The 13520-nt window shown below is 71.1% G+C and carries 11 protein-coding genes and 2 pseudogenes; 6 read left to right on the forward strand and 7 right to left on the reverse strand.

Features of this window, described 5'->3' with window-relative positions:
• Window positions 1-170: 170 nt before the first annotated feature.
• Window positions 171-812, reverse strand: coding sequence for a hypothetical protein (locus CHC11_RS18705; protein WP_245919413.1), 642 nt, complete (start codon window positions 810-812; stop codon window positions 171-173).
• Between the two features lie 105 nt (window positions 813-917).
• On the opposite strand from CHC11_RS18705, the pseudogene CHC11_RS43460 reads away from it, so the two are divergent.
• Window positions 918-1499: pseudogene (locus tag CHC11_RS43460) on the forward strand (helix-turn-helix domain-containing protein); the annotation flags it as partial.
• 159 nt (window positions 1500-1658) lie between these two features.
• Window positions 1659-3197, forward strand: coding sequence for an FAD-dependent monooxygenase (locus tag CHC11_RS18715; RefSeq protein ID WP_089313056.1), 1539 nt, complete (start codon window positions 1659-1661; stop codon window positions 3195-3197).
• Between the two features lie 180 nt (window positions 3198-3377).
• Here the strand turns inward: CHC11_RS18715 and CHC11_RS42730 are convergent.
• The 4 genes and pseudogenes from CHC11_RS42730 to CHC11_RS18735 form a co-directional block, all read right to left on the reverse strand.
• Window positions 3378-4166, reverse strand: a pseudogene (locus CHC11_RS42730) (FAD-dependent monooxygenase); the annotation flags it as partial.
• Between the two features lie 260 nt (window positions 4167-4426).
• Window positions 4427-5323, reverse strand: a complete 897-nt coding sequence (locus CHC11_RS18725; protein WP_089313427.1) for an LLM class F420-dependent oxidoreductase — start codon at window positions 5321-5323, stop codon at window positions 4427-4429.
• 279 nt (window positions 5324-5602) lie between these two features.
• Window positions 5603-6838: an epoxide hydrolase family protein gene (locus tag CHC11_RS18730; protein ID WP_089313058.1), complete on the reverse strand. Its 1236-nt coding sequence runs from the start codon at window positions 6836-6838 to the stop codon at window positions 5603-5605.
• A gap of 243 nt (window positions 6839-7081) precedes the next feature.
• Window positions 7082-7711 (reverse strand): helix-turn-helix transcriptional regulator, encoded by a 630-nt coding sequence (locus tag CHC11_RS18735; protein WP_089313059.1) that lies wholly within the window; start codon window positions 7709-7711, stop codon window positions 7082-7084.
• Window positions 7712-7874: 163 nt separating this feature from the next.
• Here CHC11_RS18735 and CHC11_RS18740 point away from each other — a divergent pair, with 163 nt between their 5' ends.
• Window positions 7875-8894 carry a zinc-dependent alcohol dehydrogenase family protein gene (locus CHC11_RS18740; RefSeq protein WP_089313060.1) on the forward strand — a complete coding sequence of 340 codons (1020 nt, stop codon included), beginning with the start codon at window positions 7875-7877 and terminating at the stop codon, window positions 8892-8894.
• A 61-nt stretch (window positions 8895-8955) separates the two neighbouring features.
• Window positions 8956-9330: a DUF2255 family protein gene (locus CHC11_RS18745; RefSeq protein ID WP_089313061.1), complete on the forward strand. Its 375-nt coding sequence runs from the start codon at window positions 8956-8958 to the stop codon at window positions 9328-9330.
• An 831-nt stretch (window positions 9331-10161) separates the two neighbouring features.
• On the opposite strand, the gene CHC11_RS18755 is transcribed toward CHC11_RS18745, so the two are convergent.
• On the reverse strand, window positions 10162-10455 hold the full coding sequence (locus CHC11_RS18755; protein WP_089313062.1) for a DUF1330 domain-containing protein: 294 nt from the start codon (window positions 10453-10455) through the stop codon (window positions 10162-10164).
• Window positions 10456-10696: 241 nt separating this feature from the next.
• On the opposite strand from CHC11_RS18755, the gene CHC11_RS18760 reads away from it, so the two are divergent.
• Complete coding sequence (locus CHC11_RS18760) at window positions 10697-11050, forward strand: winged helix-turn-helix transcriptional regulator (protein WP_245919415.1); 354 nt, start codon at window positions 10697-10699, stop codon at window positions 11048-11050.
• Between the two features lie 706 nt (window positions 11051-11756).
• Here the strand turns inward: CHC11_RS18760 and CHC11_RS18765 are convergent.
• The gene (locus tag CHC11_RS18765) at window positions 11757-12149 is read right to left on the reverse strand and encodes a Tn3 family transposase (RefSeq protein WP_425427332.1); all 393 of its coding nucleotides are present in this window, start codon (window positions 12147-12149) and stop codon (window positions 11757-11759) included.
• A gap of 162 nt (window positions 12150-12311) precedes the next feature.
• Between CHC11_RS18765 and CHC11_RS18770 the strand changes: the two genes are divergently transcribed.
• Window positions 12312-13427, forward strand: a complete 1116-nt coding sequence (locus CHC11_RS18770) for a serine protein kinase RIO (RefSeq protein ID WP_218826153.1) — start codon at window positions 12312-12314, stop codon at window positions 13425-13427.
• Window positions 13428-13520: the final 93 nt, after the last annotated feature.

Consider the following 13520-nt stretch of genomic DNA (forward strand, 5'->3'; position numbering starts at 1 on the left):
GTCCATCGAGATGCGCGACACCGACGAGGACGTCTTCCGCGCCGCGGAGGAGCTCGGCATCGACCTCTCCCGCCGCCCGAACGAGGGCGCGATGAACGTCGACGAGATCTGACGGTAGCGCCGGCCCGAGCTTTCGCCCCCGCGCGGGAGGCGGTCGCTCTGGCCGGCGGTCACCGGCACAGGTCGAACGACAGGTGCGCGGCCAGCGCGTGCAGGAAGTCGGCTGCGTCGAACATCTCCCCGGCGGCGGCCATGCCGGTCGTCCTGGTCCGGCCGGTGAGGATTCGGCCGACCGCCTCCACCGCCAGCGGCGCGCTGACCGCGTAGATGTCCCGGCCGCTCGCCGTGGCGCGCCGTTCCCGGCCGCCGGATCGTACGACGACGTCGACCAGGAACGTCTGGTCGGAGCGTCCGCGCTCGTCGGCCGCCGCCGGCGCCGGCGTGTCGGGGGCCGACAGGTCCTCGGCCGCCTCGACGGTCATGTACGAGCGCACCTCGGGGACCGCCAGGTGGCTGGGGATCGTGACGACGTCGGCCATGCTGAACTCCCCGAGGACGGGCCGGACGCCCATCGGCTCGGGGAACGTCCACGTCAACGAGGGGAGCGCGTCCCGGTGGTACTCCAGCTTCCCGCCGGTGAAGCGGACCCGCCGCCCGTCGCGCCGCTCGCGGGACACCGTGCCCGCGGCGCGCGTGCCCGCGGTGGGGCGCCAGCTGCTCAACCCGTAGGCGACGTGCACCTCGTCGGCGGCGGTCCAGTCGCCCATCGCGGCGATGGCCAGCAGGTCGCCGAGTCCGCCGAAGAAGGCCATCGCGGGGACGACCGCGACTCCCGCGTCGCGGGCGCGCTCGGCGAAGTGCGCGAGCGTGTCGGCGTTGGCCTCGATCTCGGCCGGATCGTCGGCCGACGCGGGCCGGACGTCCTCTACGTGGACAACGGCAGCGTGCTCACCTCGGCCGGCAAGGCCGCCGCGATTGACCTGTGCCTGCACCTGGTCCGTCTCGACCTCGGCTCGGCGGTCGCGAACGCGGTCGCGCGCCGCCTGGTCGTACCGCCGCACCGGGCCGGCGGCCAGGCCCAGTTCGTCCCCTCCCCGGTGCCCGCCCAGGAGGACCACCCGCTCGCCGAGCTGTTCCCGTGGGCGCTCGAACGGCTGGACCAGCCGCTCACCGTGGAGGACCTGGCCCGCCGGGCCGCCATGAGCTCGCGCAATCTGGGCCGCCGGTTCAGGGCGGTGACCGGCACCACGCCGCTGCAGTGGCTGCTGACCCAGCGGATCCGCCGCGCCCAGGAGCTGCTGGAGACCACCGACGACGGCGTCGAGCCGATCGCGGCGGCCACCGGCATGGGCACCGGCACGACGCTGCGCCGCCACTTCAACCGCACGGTCGGCGTCCCGCCCGACACCTACCGCCGCACCTTCCGCCGCTCCCGCGCCGGGGGCGCCGAGGACAGGAGCACGACCAGCGAACGGCGGGCCGCGAAATCCCAGACGTAGCGGCCCCCCTTCCTGGACGCCTCCGGCGGACCGTCGTGCTCCTGGCGCGGCCGATCCGCCTGCCCGTTTCCAACGCGGTCCCGCGTCATGGCCGCGATCTCAATCCGCCCCGGCACGTGCCGGAGGCACGGCACGTGCCGTTCAACCGAGGGAGAGTGCATGGACACCGATGTGATCATTGTGGGCGCCGGTCCGACCGGCTTGATGCTGGCCTGCGAGCTGCGGTTGGCCGGTGTGCGGCCGCTGGTCCTGGAACGCTGGTCGCAACGCCGCGAGACCCCGAAGGCCGGCGGCCTCGGCGGGCAGATCCTGGAGCTGCTGCGTTACCGGGGGCTGCTTGAACGATTCGAAGCCGCCTGCACCGACCCCGTTCCGGCTCCCCGGTTCCCGTTCGGCGGGGTGCACGTGGACTTCACCCGCCTGCAGGACCCCCCGATGCACGCCCTGCCGCTGCCGCAGCAGCTGCTGGAACGGCTGCTCGACGAACGCGCCGGCGAACTCGGCTCCGAGGTCCGGCGCGGGCACCAGGTGGTCGGGGTGAGCCAGAACGACGCCGCGGTGACCGCGGAGGTGCGCGGCCCGGACGGGACCTACCAGGTGAGCGCCCGCTACCTGGTGGGGTGCGACGGTGCGCGCAGCCGCGTCCGCGACCGGGCCGGGATCGGCTTCCCCGGCACGACCTACCCGGAGGTCAACCGGTTGGCCCAGGTCACCTTGCCCGACACGGTGACCGTGCTCGGCGACGGCGACCTCGACGTCCCCGGCTTCGGTACGATCCGCGCGGGGTTCACCCAGACCGACCGCGGTATGTTCGGTCTCGGCTCCTCCCCGGATTCCAGGGTCGTGTCCCTCTACACCGCCGAGGACGAGGACACCGAGTACGACGACGACGCGCCGATGACCGTGGCCGAAGTCCAGGGCAGCATCCGCCGGGTGCTCGGCGCGGACGTGCCGGTGGGAGAGGCGCACCGGCTGTCGCGGTTCACCTTCAAGGCACGGCAGGCCGAGCACTACCGCCACGGGCGGGTCCTGCTGGCCGGGGACGCGGCGCACCTGTTCCCCGCCACCGGGGTGGCGATCAACGCCGGCATGCTGGACTCGGTCAACCTGGCCTGGAAACTGGCCGCCGCCGTCCACGGCTGGGCCCCGTCCGGCCTGCTGGACACCTACCACAGTGAACGCCATCTCGCCGGCGCCCGCACCATGCTGCACACCCGTGCCCAGGTGGCGCTGCGGCGGGGGCACGATCCCGCCGCCGAAGCCCTCCGGGAGGTCTTCCAGGAACTGCTCGCCGACGAGCAGCCGCTGCGCCGCATGGGGGCGCTTCTCTCCGGCGCCGACATCCGCTACCCGATGCCCGGTGGCGCCCACCCCTTGGCCGGCACCTTCGCACCCGACCTCACCCTGCACACCGACCAGGGCGTCACCAGCGTCGCCGACCTCATGCACTCCGCGCGGCCCGTCCTGCTCGACCTCGCCGACCGGCCAGACCTGCGCGAGGCGGCCCGGGACCGGCAGCACCGCGTCGACGTCCGCACCGCCAAGACCGATGAGCGGCCGGCCGACGCCCTACTGATCCGCCCGGACGCCTGCATCGCCTGGGCCGCGACCGTCGACGAACCCACCGGCACCGCCGCGCCCGCGCTGCGGCGGGCACTCTCCGACTGGTTCGGCGCACCTGACGCCGGCGGTGTCTGAGGGCGAGAGCCCCGCCCGCCCGGTGTGCTGCCAGCCGGCGGTCACGTCGTGGGTGCACAACCAGGAGGTGCCGCGTTCGTAGAAGAGCTTCACCGCCGCGGGCATGACGAGGTTGCGGGCCCGGCGGGTGAGGGGGCCCGCGGTCTTGGCGTCGCGGTTGGCGCTGGCCGACTTCACCATCTTGGCGATACGTGCCCGCCGCTTCTGCTCGTAGAGGGCCAGGGCGGCGGGGACGTCGGTCTCCTGGAGTGCCCGGGCCAGGACGATGGCGTCCTCGATCGCCATGGACGCGCCCTGCCCGGCGCCGACCGGGTGGCCGGAATCACCGACGAGCACGGTCCGGTCGGTGCGCCAGACCGGGACCTCGGGCAGCACGTGCGTCAGGGTGGGCCGGTGCCATTCCGTGGCCGCCGCGAGCACGGCGGCGGGCATGCGTTCACGCTGGTAGAGCCGTTTGATCAGGTCCAGGTCGATCGAGGCCGGATCGGGCGGCCGGGGAGAGGCGACCTGTGCCGCCCACCAGACCGCGCCGTCCGGCGCGGCGAGGTGGATGAAGGCGCCGTTGCGGCCGAAGACCATGTTGAACACGCCGGGCTCCACGTCGACCCCGCGGGCGACGCCGGACGCCGAGTAGAGCCCCGCGTAACGGGGCTCTGGAGCCCCGGGGTCGTGGACCCGCCGGGTCGCCGACCAGATCCCGTCCGCTCCCACCAGCGGGTCCGCCTCGGCGGTGAGGCCGCCGTCGAGCTCCGCCCGGACCGTCGAACCCTCGGTGGCCGCGCCCACCAGGCGCTGCCCGGTCACGAGCCGGGCCCCGGCCCGGACGGCCTCGGCGCGCAGCGCCTCCACCAGCCGGCCGCGCATCAGCGTGACGCTCATGAGGGAGTCGTCGGCCAGCCGTCCGCGCGGCGTGTCGCCCAGCAGCCTGCCCGTTTCGGCCCACAGCCGCTGGCGGGGCACGCTGAACATGCGGCGCGGGGTGCGATGCCTCCCGCCGGACCACCGTCCGAGCACCTCAGCAAGACGTTTCAGGCCCTCTGCTCGGCCGCGTGCTCGGCGAGACCGCCGCGATCGCCACCGAGGAGGACGTCCTCAACGCCGCGGCGGCCCAGGACGTCGCCGTGGGACGGCTGGGAGACCGCTGGCACACCCCTGGAGATCACCCGCAGGGCATCATCGTCGGCTTCGAACGCCGAACGAGCTCGTCTACCCAACCGCGCTGGACGCCCTCACGGGCGTCCTCGAAGCGTGTTCGGCGTAACTCCATCGCCGGGGGAGAGGCCGAAGCGCCGGGCAAAGGCGGACATCTGCTCGCGCTGCTGCTCCAGGTCGGGCGCGGTGGCGCTGACGACGATGCGGGTCACACCGTGCCGGGCGAACTCCTCGACCCGTTCCTCGGACATGTCCATCGAGCCCCAGCGGGTGTACTCCAGGGCCGCCGGATCACGATCTGCTTCGCTAGCGGCCGACCGGGCGAGTTCCAACTGGGCGGCTCGCTGGTCCGGGGTGAGTGAGCCCCCGGGAAAGAAGCCGTCGCCGTGGCGTCCGGCGCGGCGGGCGGCCGCCGGGCTGGAGCCGCCGACATGGATCGGGAGGCCGGTACCGCCGAACGGCTTGGGGAAGCTGCACAGGTTCTCGAAGGAGAAGAACTCTCCGTCGAAGCTGACGCCTTCGTCGTCCCCGGCCCACAGCAGCCGCAGCACCTGGATGGCCTCATCGGCGCGGCGGCCGCGGGTGCGGAAGTCGACCCCGACCGCCTGGGCCTCGCCGGGCAGCGTGCCGAGCCCCACGGTCAGCAGCCGCATCCGTCCTTTGGACAGCTGGTCGATGGTCGCCAGGCGCTTGGCGAGCGTCACCGGGTGGTGATACGGCAGCAGCAGGACGCCGGTACCGAGGAGGATCCGCTCGGTTGCGGCGGCGACGAAGTTCAGGCAGTCCAGCGGGTCGCCGAACGGCAGCGACGGAGGCAGGGCCATCGCGCCCACCTGCGCGCCGGGGTAGAGGGCGATGTGCTCGGGCACGTAGAGCGCCTCGAAACCGCACTCCTCGGCGTGCCGGGCGTAGGCGGTGATCCGGTCGGGATCCACGCCGAAGAAGGGCGTGCTGTAGCTGATCGCGAATTTCACGTCGTCCCCGTGTTCCACAGCGACCAGGGCGAGGTCCCTGATCTCGGTGTGGGACGGTATCCGTTGACGCCAATGTCAAGGTCAACCCCGAGAAGGACGGCACCTACTGCGTGAGCGGGAGGCGCCGGGAGGTGTGGTCCTGCCACGGCATCCGCGAGGTCTCCTCGGGGTAGGCGCCGGTCGTCGGGGTCAGGTCGAAAAGTCGTGAGACGACGGCCCCCGCAACTGCTCCGGTCCGCGCTCGTCCACGTCGGCGCGCCAGTCGAGCCGCAGGATCAATCAGGGCCTGCGGTCGTGGAAGGTGCGGCGCAGGTCGCTCACCCAGGCGTCGGGGATCTCCCAGGGGATGAAGTGGCCGCCGTGGTCGTGGGCGTTGACGTTGACGTGGTTGAACCAGTCGGCCTGCGGGCCGGTCTTGAAGGCCCGGACGCGCTCGTCGGCGGTGTGGATGCCGGGCGGGTTCTCATACGTGACGAAGGTGAGGCCGACCGGGGCCTGCACCACCGGGGTGCGGTCGTGGGCGGGGGCCCAGGGGTAGCGGTTGGCGTTGGCGTAGTAACGCATCGACGTGGCGATGGAGTTGTTCACCCAGTAGATCGTGGCGTGGGTGAGCAGGTCGTCCTTGGTGAAGACGGACTCGACGTCGCCGCCGTTGTCGCTCCAGGCGTTCCAGCGCTCCAGCAGCCAGGCGAGAAGTCCGGCGGGTGAGTCGCTCAGCCCGTGGGCCAAGGTGGCGCCGTCGAGCATGTGCACGGTGAGGTGGGACGCCGAGCGGTGGTCCAGTTCGATGATGCGGGCGCGGACGTCGGCGGGCTGGTCGTCGGTGAGGGGCCGGTTCCGGGCGAAGTCCCAGGCGCGGGGGCCGGTGAAGAAGTCGAGCGGCAGCCCGGAGCCGATGTGGATGCCGTACAGCTCTTCGGCGTACTTGTGGCCGAGCTGGCTGGAGACGATCCCGCCGATGTCGCAGCCCCCGGCGGCGTACTTCTCGTATCCCAGGGTCTCGGTCATCAGGGTGTGCCAGAGATCGGAGACCTTCCAGAAGTTGACGTCCGGAAAGCCGGTGAGCGGGCCGGGGAAACCGAAGCCCGGCAGGGACGGCACGATGACGTCGAACGCGTCGGCGGGGTCGGCGCCGAATGCGGCCGGGTCGGCGAGCGGGTCGATCACCTTCGACCAGTGCCAGAACGTCCACGGCCAGCCGTGGGTGAGGATCAACGGGATCGGGCGCGGGCCGCGGCCGGGCTTGCGCATGAAGTGCACCGGGACACCGGCGACGCTCGCCTGGTAATGCTCGTACGCGTTGATGGCGGCCTCGGCCTTGCGCCAGTCGTAGCCGTCCCGCCAGTAGGCGACCAGCTCACGCAGATAGCTGTCCGGGACGCCGTAGGACCAGTCCTCATTCCCCTCGTCCAGCGGCGGGCGGGTCAATGTGAGACGGGCGCGCAGGTCATCGAGGACCTCGTCGGACACATGGATCGGGGTGGGCTCCAGAGGGAAGGCGTGTGGAGTGGCCATGGCGGGGTCCTCACTGGGTGTCGTCGGCCTGTCAGGTGGTCAAGCGGCGAGCCGGGCGATTTCAAGGAGTGCGGGCGGCGACGCGGCGAGCGTCTGCCGGTGGTGCGGGTCTAGCTGGCCGGCCAGGGGCGGTGCGGCGATCGATGCGCTCCTCTCGCCGCGACTCGGCCACCTTGGCGCCGGCGCGGACATCTGACGAAAGAACGTTCCAATCCTCCCCGAAGCGGCGTTGCAGGTGGTCGCTCATGAAGCGTCGCCTGGCCTGGTGGCCGGCCTCGTGGTGGTGTCCGGTCGTTCGTCGGGCCGTTCCGCGTGGGAGCCGCTGCGGGCGGGTGTCGTGCCGGCGGCGCGGTCCCAGTCACCCCAGAACCGGTGGGAGCGGGGGTCGAGGAAGATGAACCGGGCGTGGTTCGGGACGGCGCCGCGGGCGGCGTCGATCATGGGGGCGTAGAGGGCGCGGCCGAGGGCGTTGGCGGCCAGGACGTCGCCGCGGCCGTTCTTGACGATGGCGGGGGCGTCGGTCATGGAGTCCAGCATCCGCTGGACGGTGGGCCGCACCCGCGGGGCGGGGCGGCGCCTGCGGCGGGGGCCGGGCCCGGCGGTACGGGCGAGGTCTTCCAGGTGGGTGCGTTCTTCGTCGTCGAGCCGCAGGGCGCGGCCCAGCGCGTCAAGGACGTGGTCGGAGGCGCCGGACAGGTCGCCGCGTTCCAGGCGGGAGTAGTACTCGACGCTGACGCCGGCGAGCTGGGCGACCTCGGCGCGGCGCAGGCCGGGGACCCGGCGTGTGCCGTAGGCGGGCAGGCCGGCCTGCTGCGGGGTGATCTTGGCGCGGCGCGAGGTCAGGAACTCGCGGACTTGGCTGCGGTGGTCCACGCCTTCCAGGCTAGGCGGCGCCCGGCCGGTGAGGGGTGTCCTGTCGGTACACCTGTCAGCAGTGCCTTCCTGCCTGGCAGACCATCGTCTTTCCTGGGTAGTGGCCGCTTGAGGGCGGTGAACCACGGAACATGAGCACACCTATCCGAGGAAGTGGAAGTCGATGCGCGGTGTCGTGATGCATGCCCCCGGTGACGTTCGGGTCGAGGACCGCGAGGACCCGCGGATCGTCGAGCCGACCGACGCGGTCATCCGGGTTGCGGCTGCGTGCGTGTGCGGTTCGGACCTGTGGCCCTACCGCGGCGTGGAGGAGGTCGCCGGCCGGCCGATGGGCCACGAGTACGTCGGTGTGGTCGAGCAGGTCGGCGACCAGGTGAGGGACGTCAAGGTCGGCGAGTTCGTCGTCGGGTCGTTCTTCGCCTCCGACAACACCTGTGAGATATGCCGGGCCGGGTACCAGTCGCGCTGCGTGCACGCCGAGCCGGTGGGGGCGCTGGGGACGCAGGCGCAGTTCGCGCGGATTCCGCTGGCCGACGGCACGCTGGTCGCCACCCCCGGCATGCCCGATGCGGACCTGGTCCCGGGTCTGCTGGCGGCTTCGGACGTGCTGGGCACCGGCTGGTTCGGCGCGGTGGCCGCCGAGTCCGGGCCGGGCAAGACCGTCGCGGTCGTCGGCGACGGCGCGGTCGGCCTGCTGGGGGTGCTGGCCGCCCGGCGGCTCGGCGCCGAACGGGTCGTCATCTTCAGCCGGCACGCCGACCGGCAGCGGCTCGCGCGCGAGTTCGGCGCCACCGACGTCATCGCCGAACGCGGCGACCAGGGCGTCGCCGCGCTCAAGGAGCTGACCGGCGGGCTCGGCGCGCACTCGGTGATCGAGGCGGTCGGCACGCAGGAATCGATGATGCAGGCGATCCGCTCCACCCGTCCCGGCGGGCACGTCGGGTACGTCGGCGTCGCCCACGGCGTCGAACTGCCCGGTAAGGAGCTGTTCTTCTCCGGCGTCCACCTGCACGGCGGCCCGGCCCCGGTGCGACGGTTCCTGCCCGAGCTGGTCGAACTGATCTGGAACCGGGAGATCGACCCCGGCAAGGTCTTCGACCTCACCCTGCCCCTGGAAGAGGCCGCCGAGGGCTACAAGGCCATGGACGAGCGCCGCGCCATCAAGACCCTGCTGCGTCCCTGAATACCGCCAATTCACGACCAACCCGCACACATTCGATCCGTCCGTGGGGAGGCACCGCACCATGACCACCACATGGAGCAGCGACGACCTGGACCGCATCGGCGACGCAGAGGAGATTCAGATCGCGCCCGAGAACGACGACGGCACCCTGCGCCGCCCGATCACGATCTGGATCGTCCGCGACGGCGACGCGTTGTTCGTCCGATCCGCCAACGGACCCGAGGGCCGCTGGTACCGCACCGCCGCCGGCACCCACCGCGGCCGGATCACCGCCGACGGACTGACCAGGGACGTCACCTTCACCGACGCCACCGACCCGGCCGCGAACGACCAGATCGACGCCGCCTACCTGGCCAAGTACGGCAGCACCCCGTGGGCCGAGCCGATGACCCGGCCCGGCCCCCGCGACACCACACTGCAACTCGACCCCCGCTGAACATGGCGGCAGGTCGGAAAGGATCAGCATGGAAGTCCCCAAGCGGCGGCCATCGGCCAAGGCGCCGGCCGACTGGTTCCCCGGAGACGTCTGGTGGGGTGGTGCGCTTCGCGCCGTGCACCCGCACCGGCTGGCATTCGCACCCCTTTGCCCAGACCCTGCACATCGTCTCCGGCGTCGCACTCCTTCAGGCCCGTGGCGGCCAGATCATCGGGGCCCACCCGGGCGACCCGCCTGGTTCGCGGTTCCCCGGCGCGGCGGCGTGGGACGACCACCACCACGTCACAGGTCTGACGGGAGCAGGTGCCCGGAGTTGGTCCGCGAGGGGGATCGGACCGGGTTTCGGCGCTAGCTCGGCCGGGATCACGACGCTGACCCGGTTGGTCAGCGAGGTGCGTCGGGTTGAGAACGCCCGGTTGTAAGGGCTGCTGGCCGACCGGACCCCGGCCGGGACCGCCGCGACGTTCTGGTGCCGTTAACGCCCGTGTCACAGGCTGCAAACGAGAGCGGCGCCGGACAACCCGATCGCCCACCGGCGGTACGTACACCAAACAGCCGAGGAGCCCGTACCGCTGGCACGCCGCTGTCAGCCTGCCGAGGTGTGGGTGGACTCGGAGCAGCACCGACCGGTCGTGGACCGGTACCAGCATGCGTGGGTGCGCCGGGCGCGGTGAACCGTGGCGCGTTTCACTACTCGCCTAACTTGCCTTGACTTCGTCCAAGCCGCTGACCTGCGCAAACACTTCACAACCCACGATAACGGCGAGAGTTGTCGTTCGGCACCGTGTGCGTATCAGGTGGCGGATGCTCAGCAGTGGCCGGGCCCGCCGGTCAGTCGATGCCTTCGATGATGCGGAAGTCGCGCTCGAAGCCGTCGGGGAGGGCCACCAGCGCCTTCTGGTATGCCTCGCTCTGGTATGCCGCGACCGCCTGTTCGAAGCTGTCGAACTCGATCAGAACGACGCGTTGCGTGATTCCGGTCTCGTGGGCGACGACTCGACCGCCACGGGACAGGGTCCGCCCGCCCGCAGCCCGGACAGCCTGACCCGCCAGCTTGTTGTAGGCAGTCAGCGTCTCAGGGTCGGAAATGGTGGGGTAGACACTGACCCAGTAGCCCTTCGCCATGCAAACCTCCTGTGTTCGGCCGGACACGTCCGACTTCGAATTGACGCTCAGATTGCTCGATCCCGGCGACCGAGCACCGGGCGTTTGTGAGGGCGTGCTGATACGGCCCGGTTCGGCTCTGTCACCCGCGGCTGCCGGCCCGCGTCCCGGCGAAGTCTTCCTCGGTGCTTCGAAAATCGAATCGATGGGCTCCACGATAGTGTGTCGGATATCGAAGCAGCAAGAGGGGACGGTACGACGGATGGCGGCACCCAGGCCGGGACGGGCGGTCCGAGGGTCGAGCACCGGCCGGCCACTGATGGCCGCCCTCGACCTGTTCGGCCGTAGGTGGAACCTGCGGATCGTCTGGGAACTGCGACACGGGCCGGTCGGGTTCCGTGCGTTGCAGGAACGCTGCGACAACATGTCCTCCAGCGTGCTGCGGCAACGGCTGACCGAGCTGCTCGACGCCGCCCTCGTCGAGCAGCTTCCGGACACCACCTACGCCCTCACCGAGCTGGGCCACGGCGCCTGCCGCGCGCTGCGCCCGCTCGTCCGGTGGTCCGCAGAGTGGGCCGCGACCCTCTCCGCCGCCGGTCCCGAAGACGCCCGTTAACGCTGGCCCTGGCCGCGCCGTATGGCCCGGCCGTGGTCGAGCGCGGCCTGTTCGGCGTCGTCGAGGTCGGCGGCGCGCAGGAAGTCGGCGACCTTGCCGGGCATGTTGAGGCTGACCGGCACCTCGGTGTCGGCCCTGGCCGGGGCGTCCTGGCGGGCGTCGGGGGTGTGGTCGATGGTGGGACGTGCCGGACGAGATCCGGTACCCGGTCGGCGGGCCTATGCCTTGACCTCGGCAAGGCGGGCGCGGGCACCGGCCAGGCCTTCGCGCATCGGCGCTACCCGCTACCCGGCCACGATGACGCAGGCCGTCATGGGGATGGGCGGTAGCGGCACCAGGTAGCGCAGCCGCTACCGGTAGCGGCCCGGCCGCTGCATGATGTTCAGGGCAGCCAAGGCATGGTTCGGCTTTGCTGTCTCCTGGGTTCTACTCGTTGTCCGGTACGCTCGGCGGCTCAGCCGGCGGCGGATGGTTGGGCATGGGCGGCGTAGCAGCCATCGCCGAGGTCATCTTTTTGCGTCCTGGCAGCCAGGCCTGCGTTTTGCAGGCCGAGACAACGGCTCCAGTCTCCTCGCCGACTACCGTCGCGCCGTCTGACTGACTCGCACGAGACTGTTGCCGAAACGATGAGGGGTCTCGTCGCGGCGGCCGCCACCGTCAGCCCGGCCAGAACAGAAGGACGGTCGGCCGGCATTGGCGCTGGTCATCATCCGATGAGGGAACAGGCATTCATGTTCGTCGCCCGCGCCCGCGGCCTGGGCACCGCAGGGACCACCGACCAAAGACCACTCGAACCCGAACTCACCGCCGGCGCGCCAAACCGCTGGTCGCCCAGGTCTGCGAAGCGGGGTGCGAACCGGTAGCCGAGCATGGACAAGATCCCGAACACCATCTCCGAGTCGCTGGCCTGGTCGGTGGTGACGACCTCGGGCTTGGGGCCGGCGTCGATGTTGATGAGGGTGCCCGGGATGAACAGCGAGTCGCGCGGGGTGCCGGGCACGACCATCTGCCCGATGCCCATGACCTGGTCGTTGACGGCGTTCAGCAGCGTGATCTCGCGCTTGTAGCCGAAGTGCTTGGGTGAGGGCCCGGCAGTGATGGCGGGTCACCGCCAGCGGCGTCGCGGTCTTGCGCGGCTCGCTCTGCCGGGCCGGCGCCGGCGCCGGCGCCTCTTCCCGAACCTCCAGCAACAGCCCCTTGTAGCGAACCGTCGCGATCTGCACGGCCAACACCGGCGGCGCGAATCGGCACGCGACCGCCGATGCAGGAGCTGCGGCTGAGCGAGACCCGCTGTCCCGGCTCCGGTAAATACGTTGCGGGGTCCGGAACGGGCGGACATGCTGGGTTGGTCGAGCGGCGGCGAACGCTGCCTGGACTAAGGAGGGCTGACGAATGGCCATCACTGCGCTGCGGCATGTCCGCATCAGTCCCACCTTTTTGTTCAGGAGCACACCCGTTGTCTTCCGAGTACGAACTCTCTGATACCTACTCCGACCTCGACTCCCGCGGGTCCGATCTCACCGGTGATGAGCCCCGGCAAGACCCGGCCGACGCCTTCGTCTTCAACTTTCAATCGATCGACGAGGAGCTGGGCCCGGATCAGCGCTGGTCCACCTGGCTGGACGTCGAGCGCGGCTCCCGCGGCCCAGAACCACGCCCCTCATGGGTCGTCACGGAACAGGCCGCGATCGATACTGAGCTCGGCGTCCTCAAAACCGGCAAGGAGGCCGACGTCTTCCTGCTTGAACGGGCTGTCGAAGCCATCGGCGACAATCCGGCGAAATCCTCGCTGCTGGCCGCGAAACGGTACCGCACCGAGGAACACCGATCCTTCCACCGCAGTACGTCGTACGTCGAAGGTCGCCGTACCCGCAACAGCCGCGACAGCAGGGCGATGGCGAATAAGACCTCGCACGGCCGCAGTGTCTCGGCCGGTCAGTGGGCGTACGCCGAATGGGATGCTCTCAACCGGTTGTGGAAGGCCGGCGTCCCGGTCCCGTATCCCGTGCAGGTGGACGGCACCGAGCTGCTGATGGAGTTCATCGACGACGGCGAGGAGGGCGCCGCGCCCCGGCTCGCCCAGGTCCGGCCGTCGAAGGAGCTGCTCGGTGTGTACTTCGAGCAGCTCCGCCACGGCATGCGCGAACTGGCTCGCGCCGGGCTCGCGCACGGCGACCTCTCGCCGTACAACGTCCTCGCGCAGGCCGAGCGGATCGTGATGATCGACCTGCCCCAGGTCGTCGACATCGTCGGCAACCCGAAGGGCATGGACTTCCTGATGCGCGACTGCCACAACATGGCCACGTGGTTCACGAGCCGCGGGCTTGAGATCGACGACCAGGAGCTGTTCGCCGACCTGCTCACCATGGTGTTCTGATCGCCTTCTGCGACGCGGTTCCTCAGCCGATGCTCGGCCGAACTGCCAGCCCGCGCTGGGAGTCCAGCTGGACTCCCAGCGCGCCGGCATCTT

It is taken from the genome of Actinomadura mexicana (genome assembly GCF_900188105.1).
GTDB classification, from domain to species: Bacteria; Actinomycetota; Actinomycetes; order Streptosporangiales; family Streptosporangiaceae; genus Spirillospora; species Spirillospora mexicana.

What these genes read in the sequence shown, in the direction of transcription:
- CHC11_RS18770 (WP_218826153.1), top strand. Translation starts at nt 12,312, where the DNA reads ATGCAGGAGCTGCGGCTGAGCGAGACCCGCTGTCCCGGCTCCGGTAAA.
- CHC11_RS18705 (WP_245919413.1), bottom strand. Translation starts at nt 812, where the DNA reads ATGGCCTTCTTCGGCGGACTCGGCGACCTGCTGGCCATCGCCGCGATG.
- CHC11_RS18755 (WP_089313062.1), bottom strand. Translation starts at nt 10,455, where the DNA reads ATGGCGAAGGGCTACTGGGTCAGTGTCTACCCCACCATTTCCGACCCT.
- CHC11_RS18740 (WP_089313060.1), top strand. Translation starts at nt 7,875, where the DNA reads ATGCGCGGTGTCGTGATGCATGCCCCCGGTGACGTTCGGGTCGAGGAC.
- CHC11_RS18730 (WP_089313058.1), bottom strand. Translation starts at nt 6,838, where the DNA reads ATGGCCACTCCACACGCCTTCCCTCTGGAGCCCACCCCGATCCATGTG.
- CHC11_RS18745 (WP_089313061.1), top strand. Translation starts at nt 8,956, where the DNA reads ATGACCACCACATGGAGCAGCGACGACCTGGACCGCATCGGCGACGCA.
- CHC11_RS18715 (WP_089313056.1), top strand. Translation starts at nt 1,659, where the DNA reads ATGGACACCGATGTGATCATTGTGGGCGCCGGTCCGACCGGCTTGATG.
- CHC11_RS18760 (WP_245919415.1), top strand. Translation starts at nt 10,697, where the DNA reads ATGGCGGCACCCAGGCCGGGACGGGCGGTCCGAGGGTCGAGCACCGGC.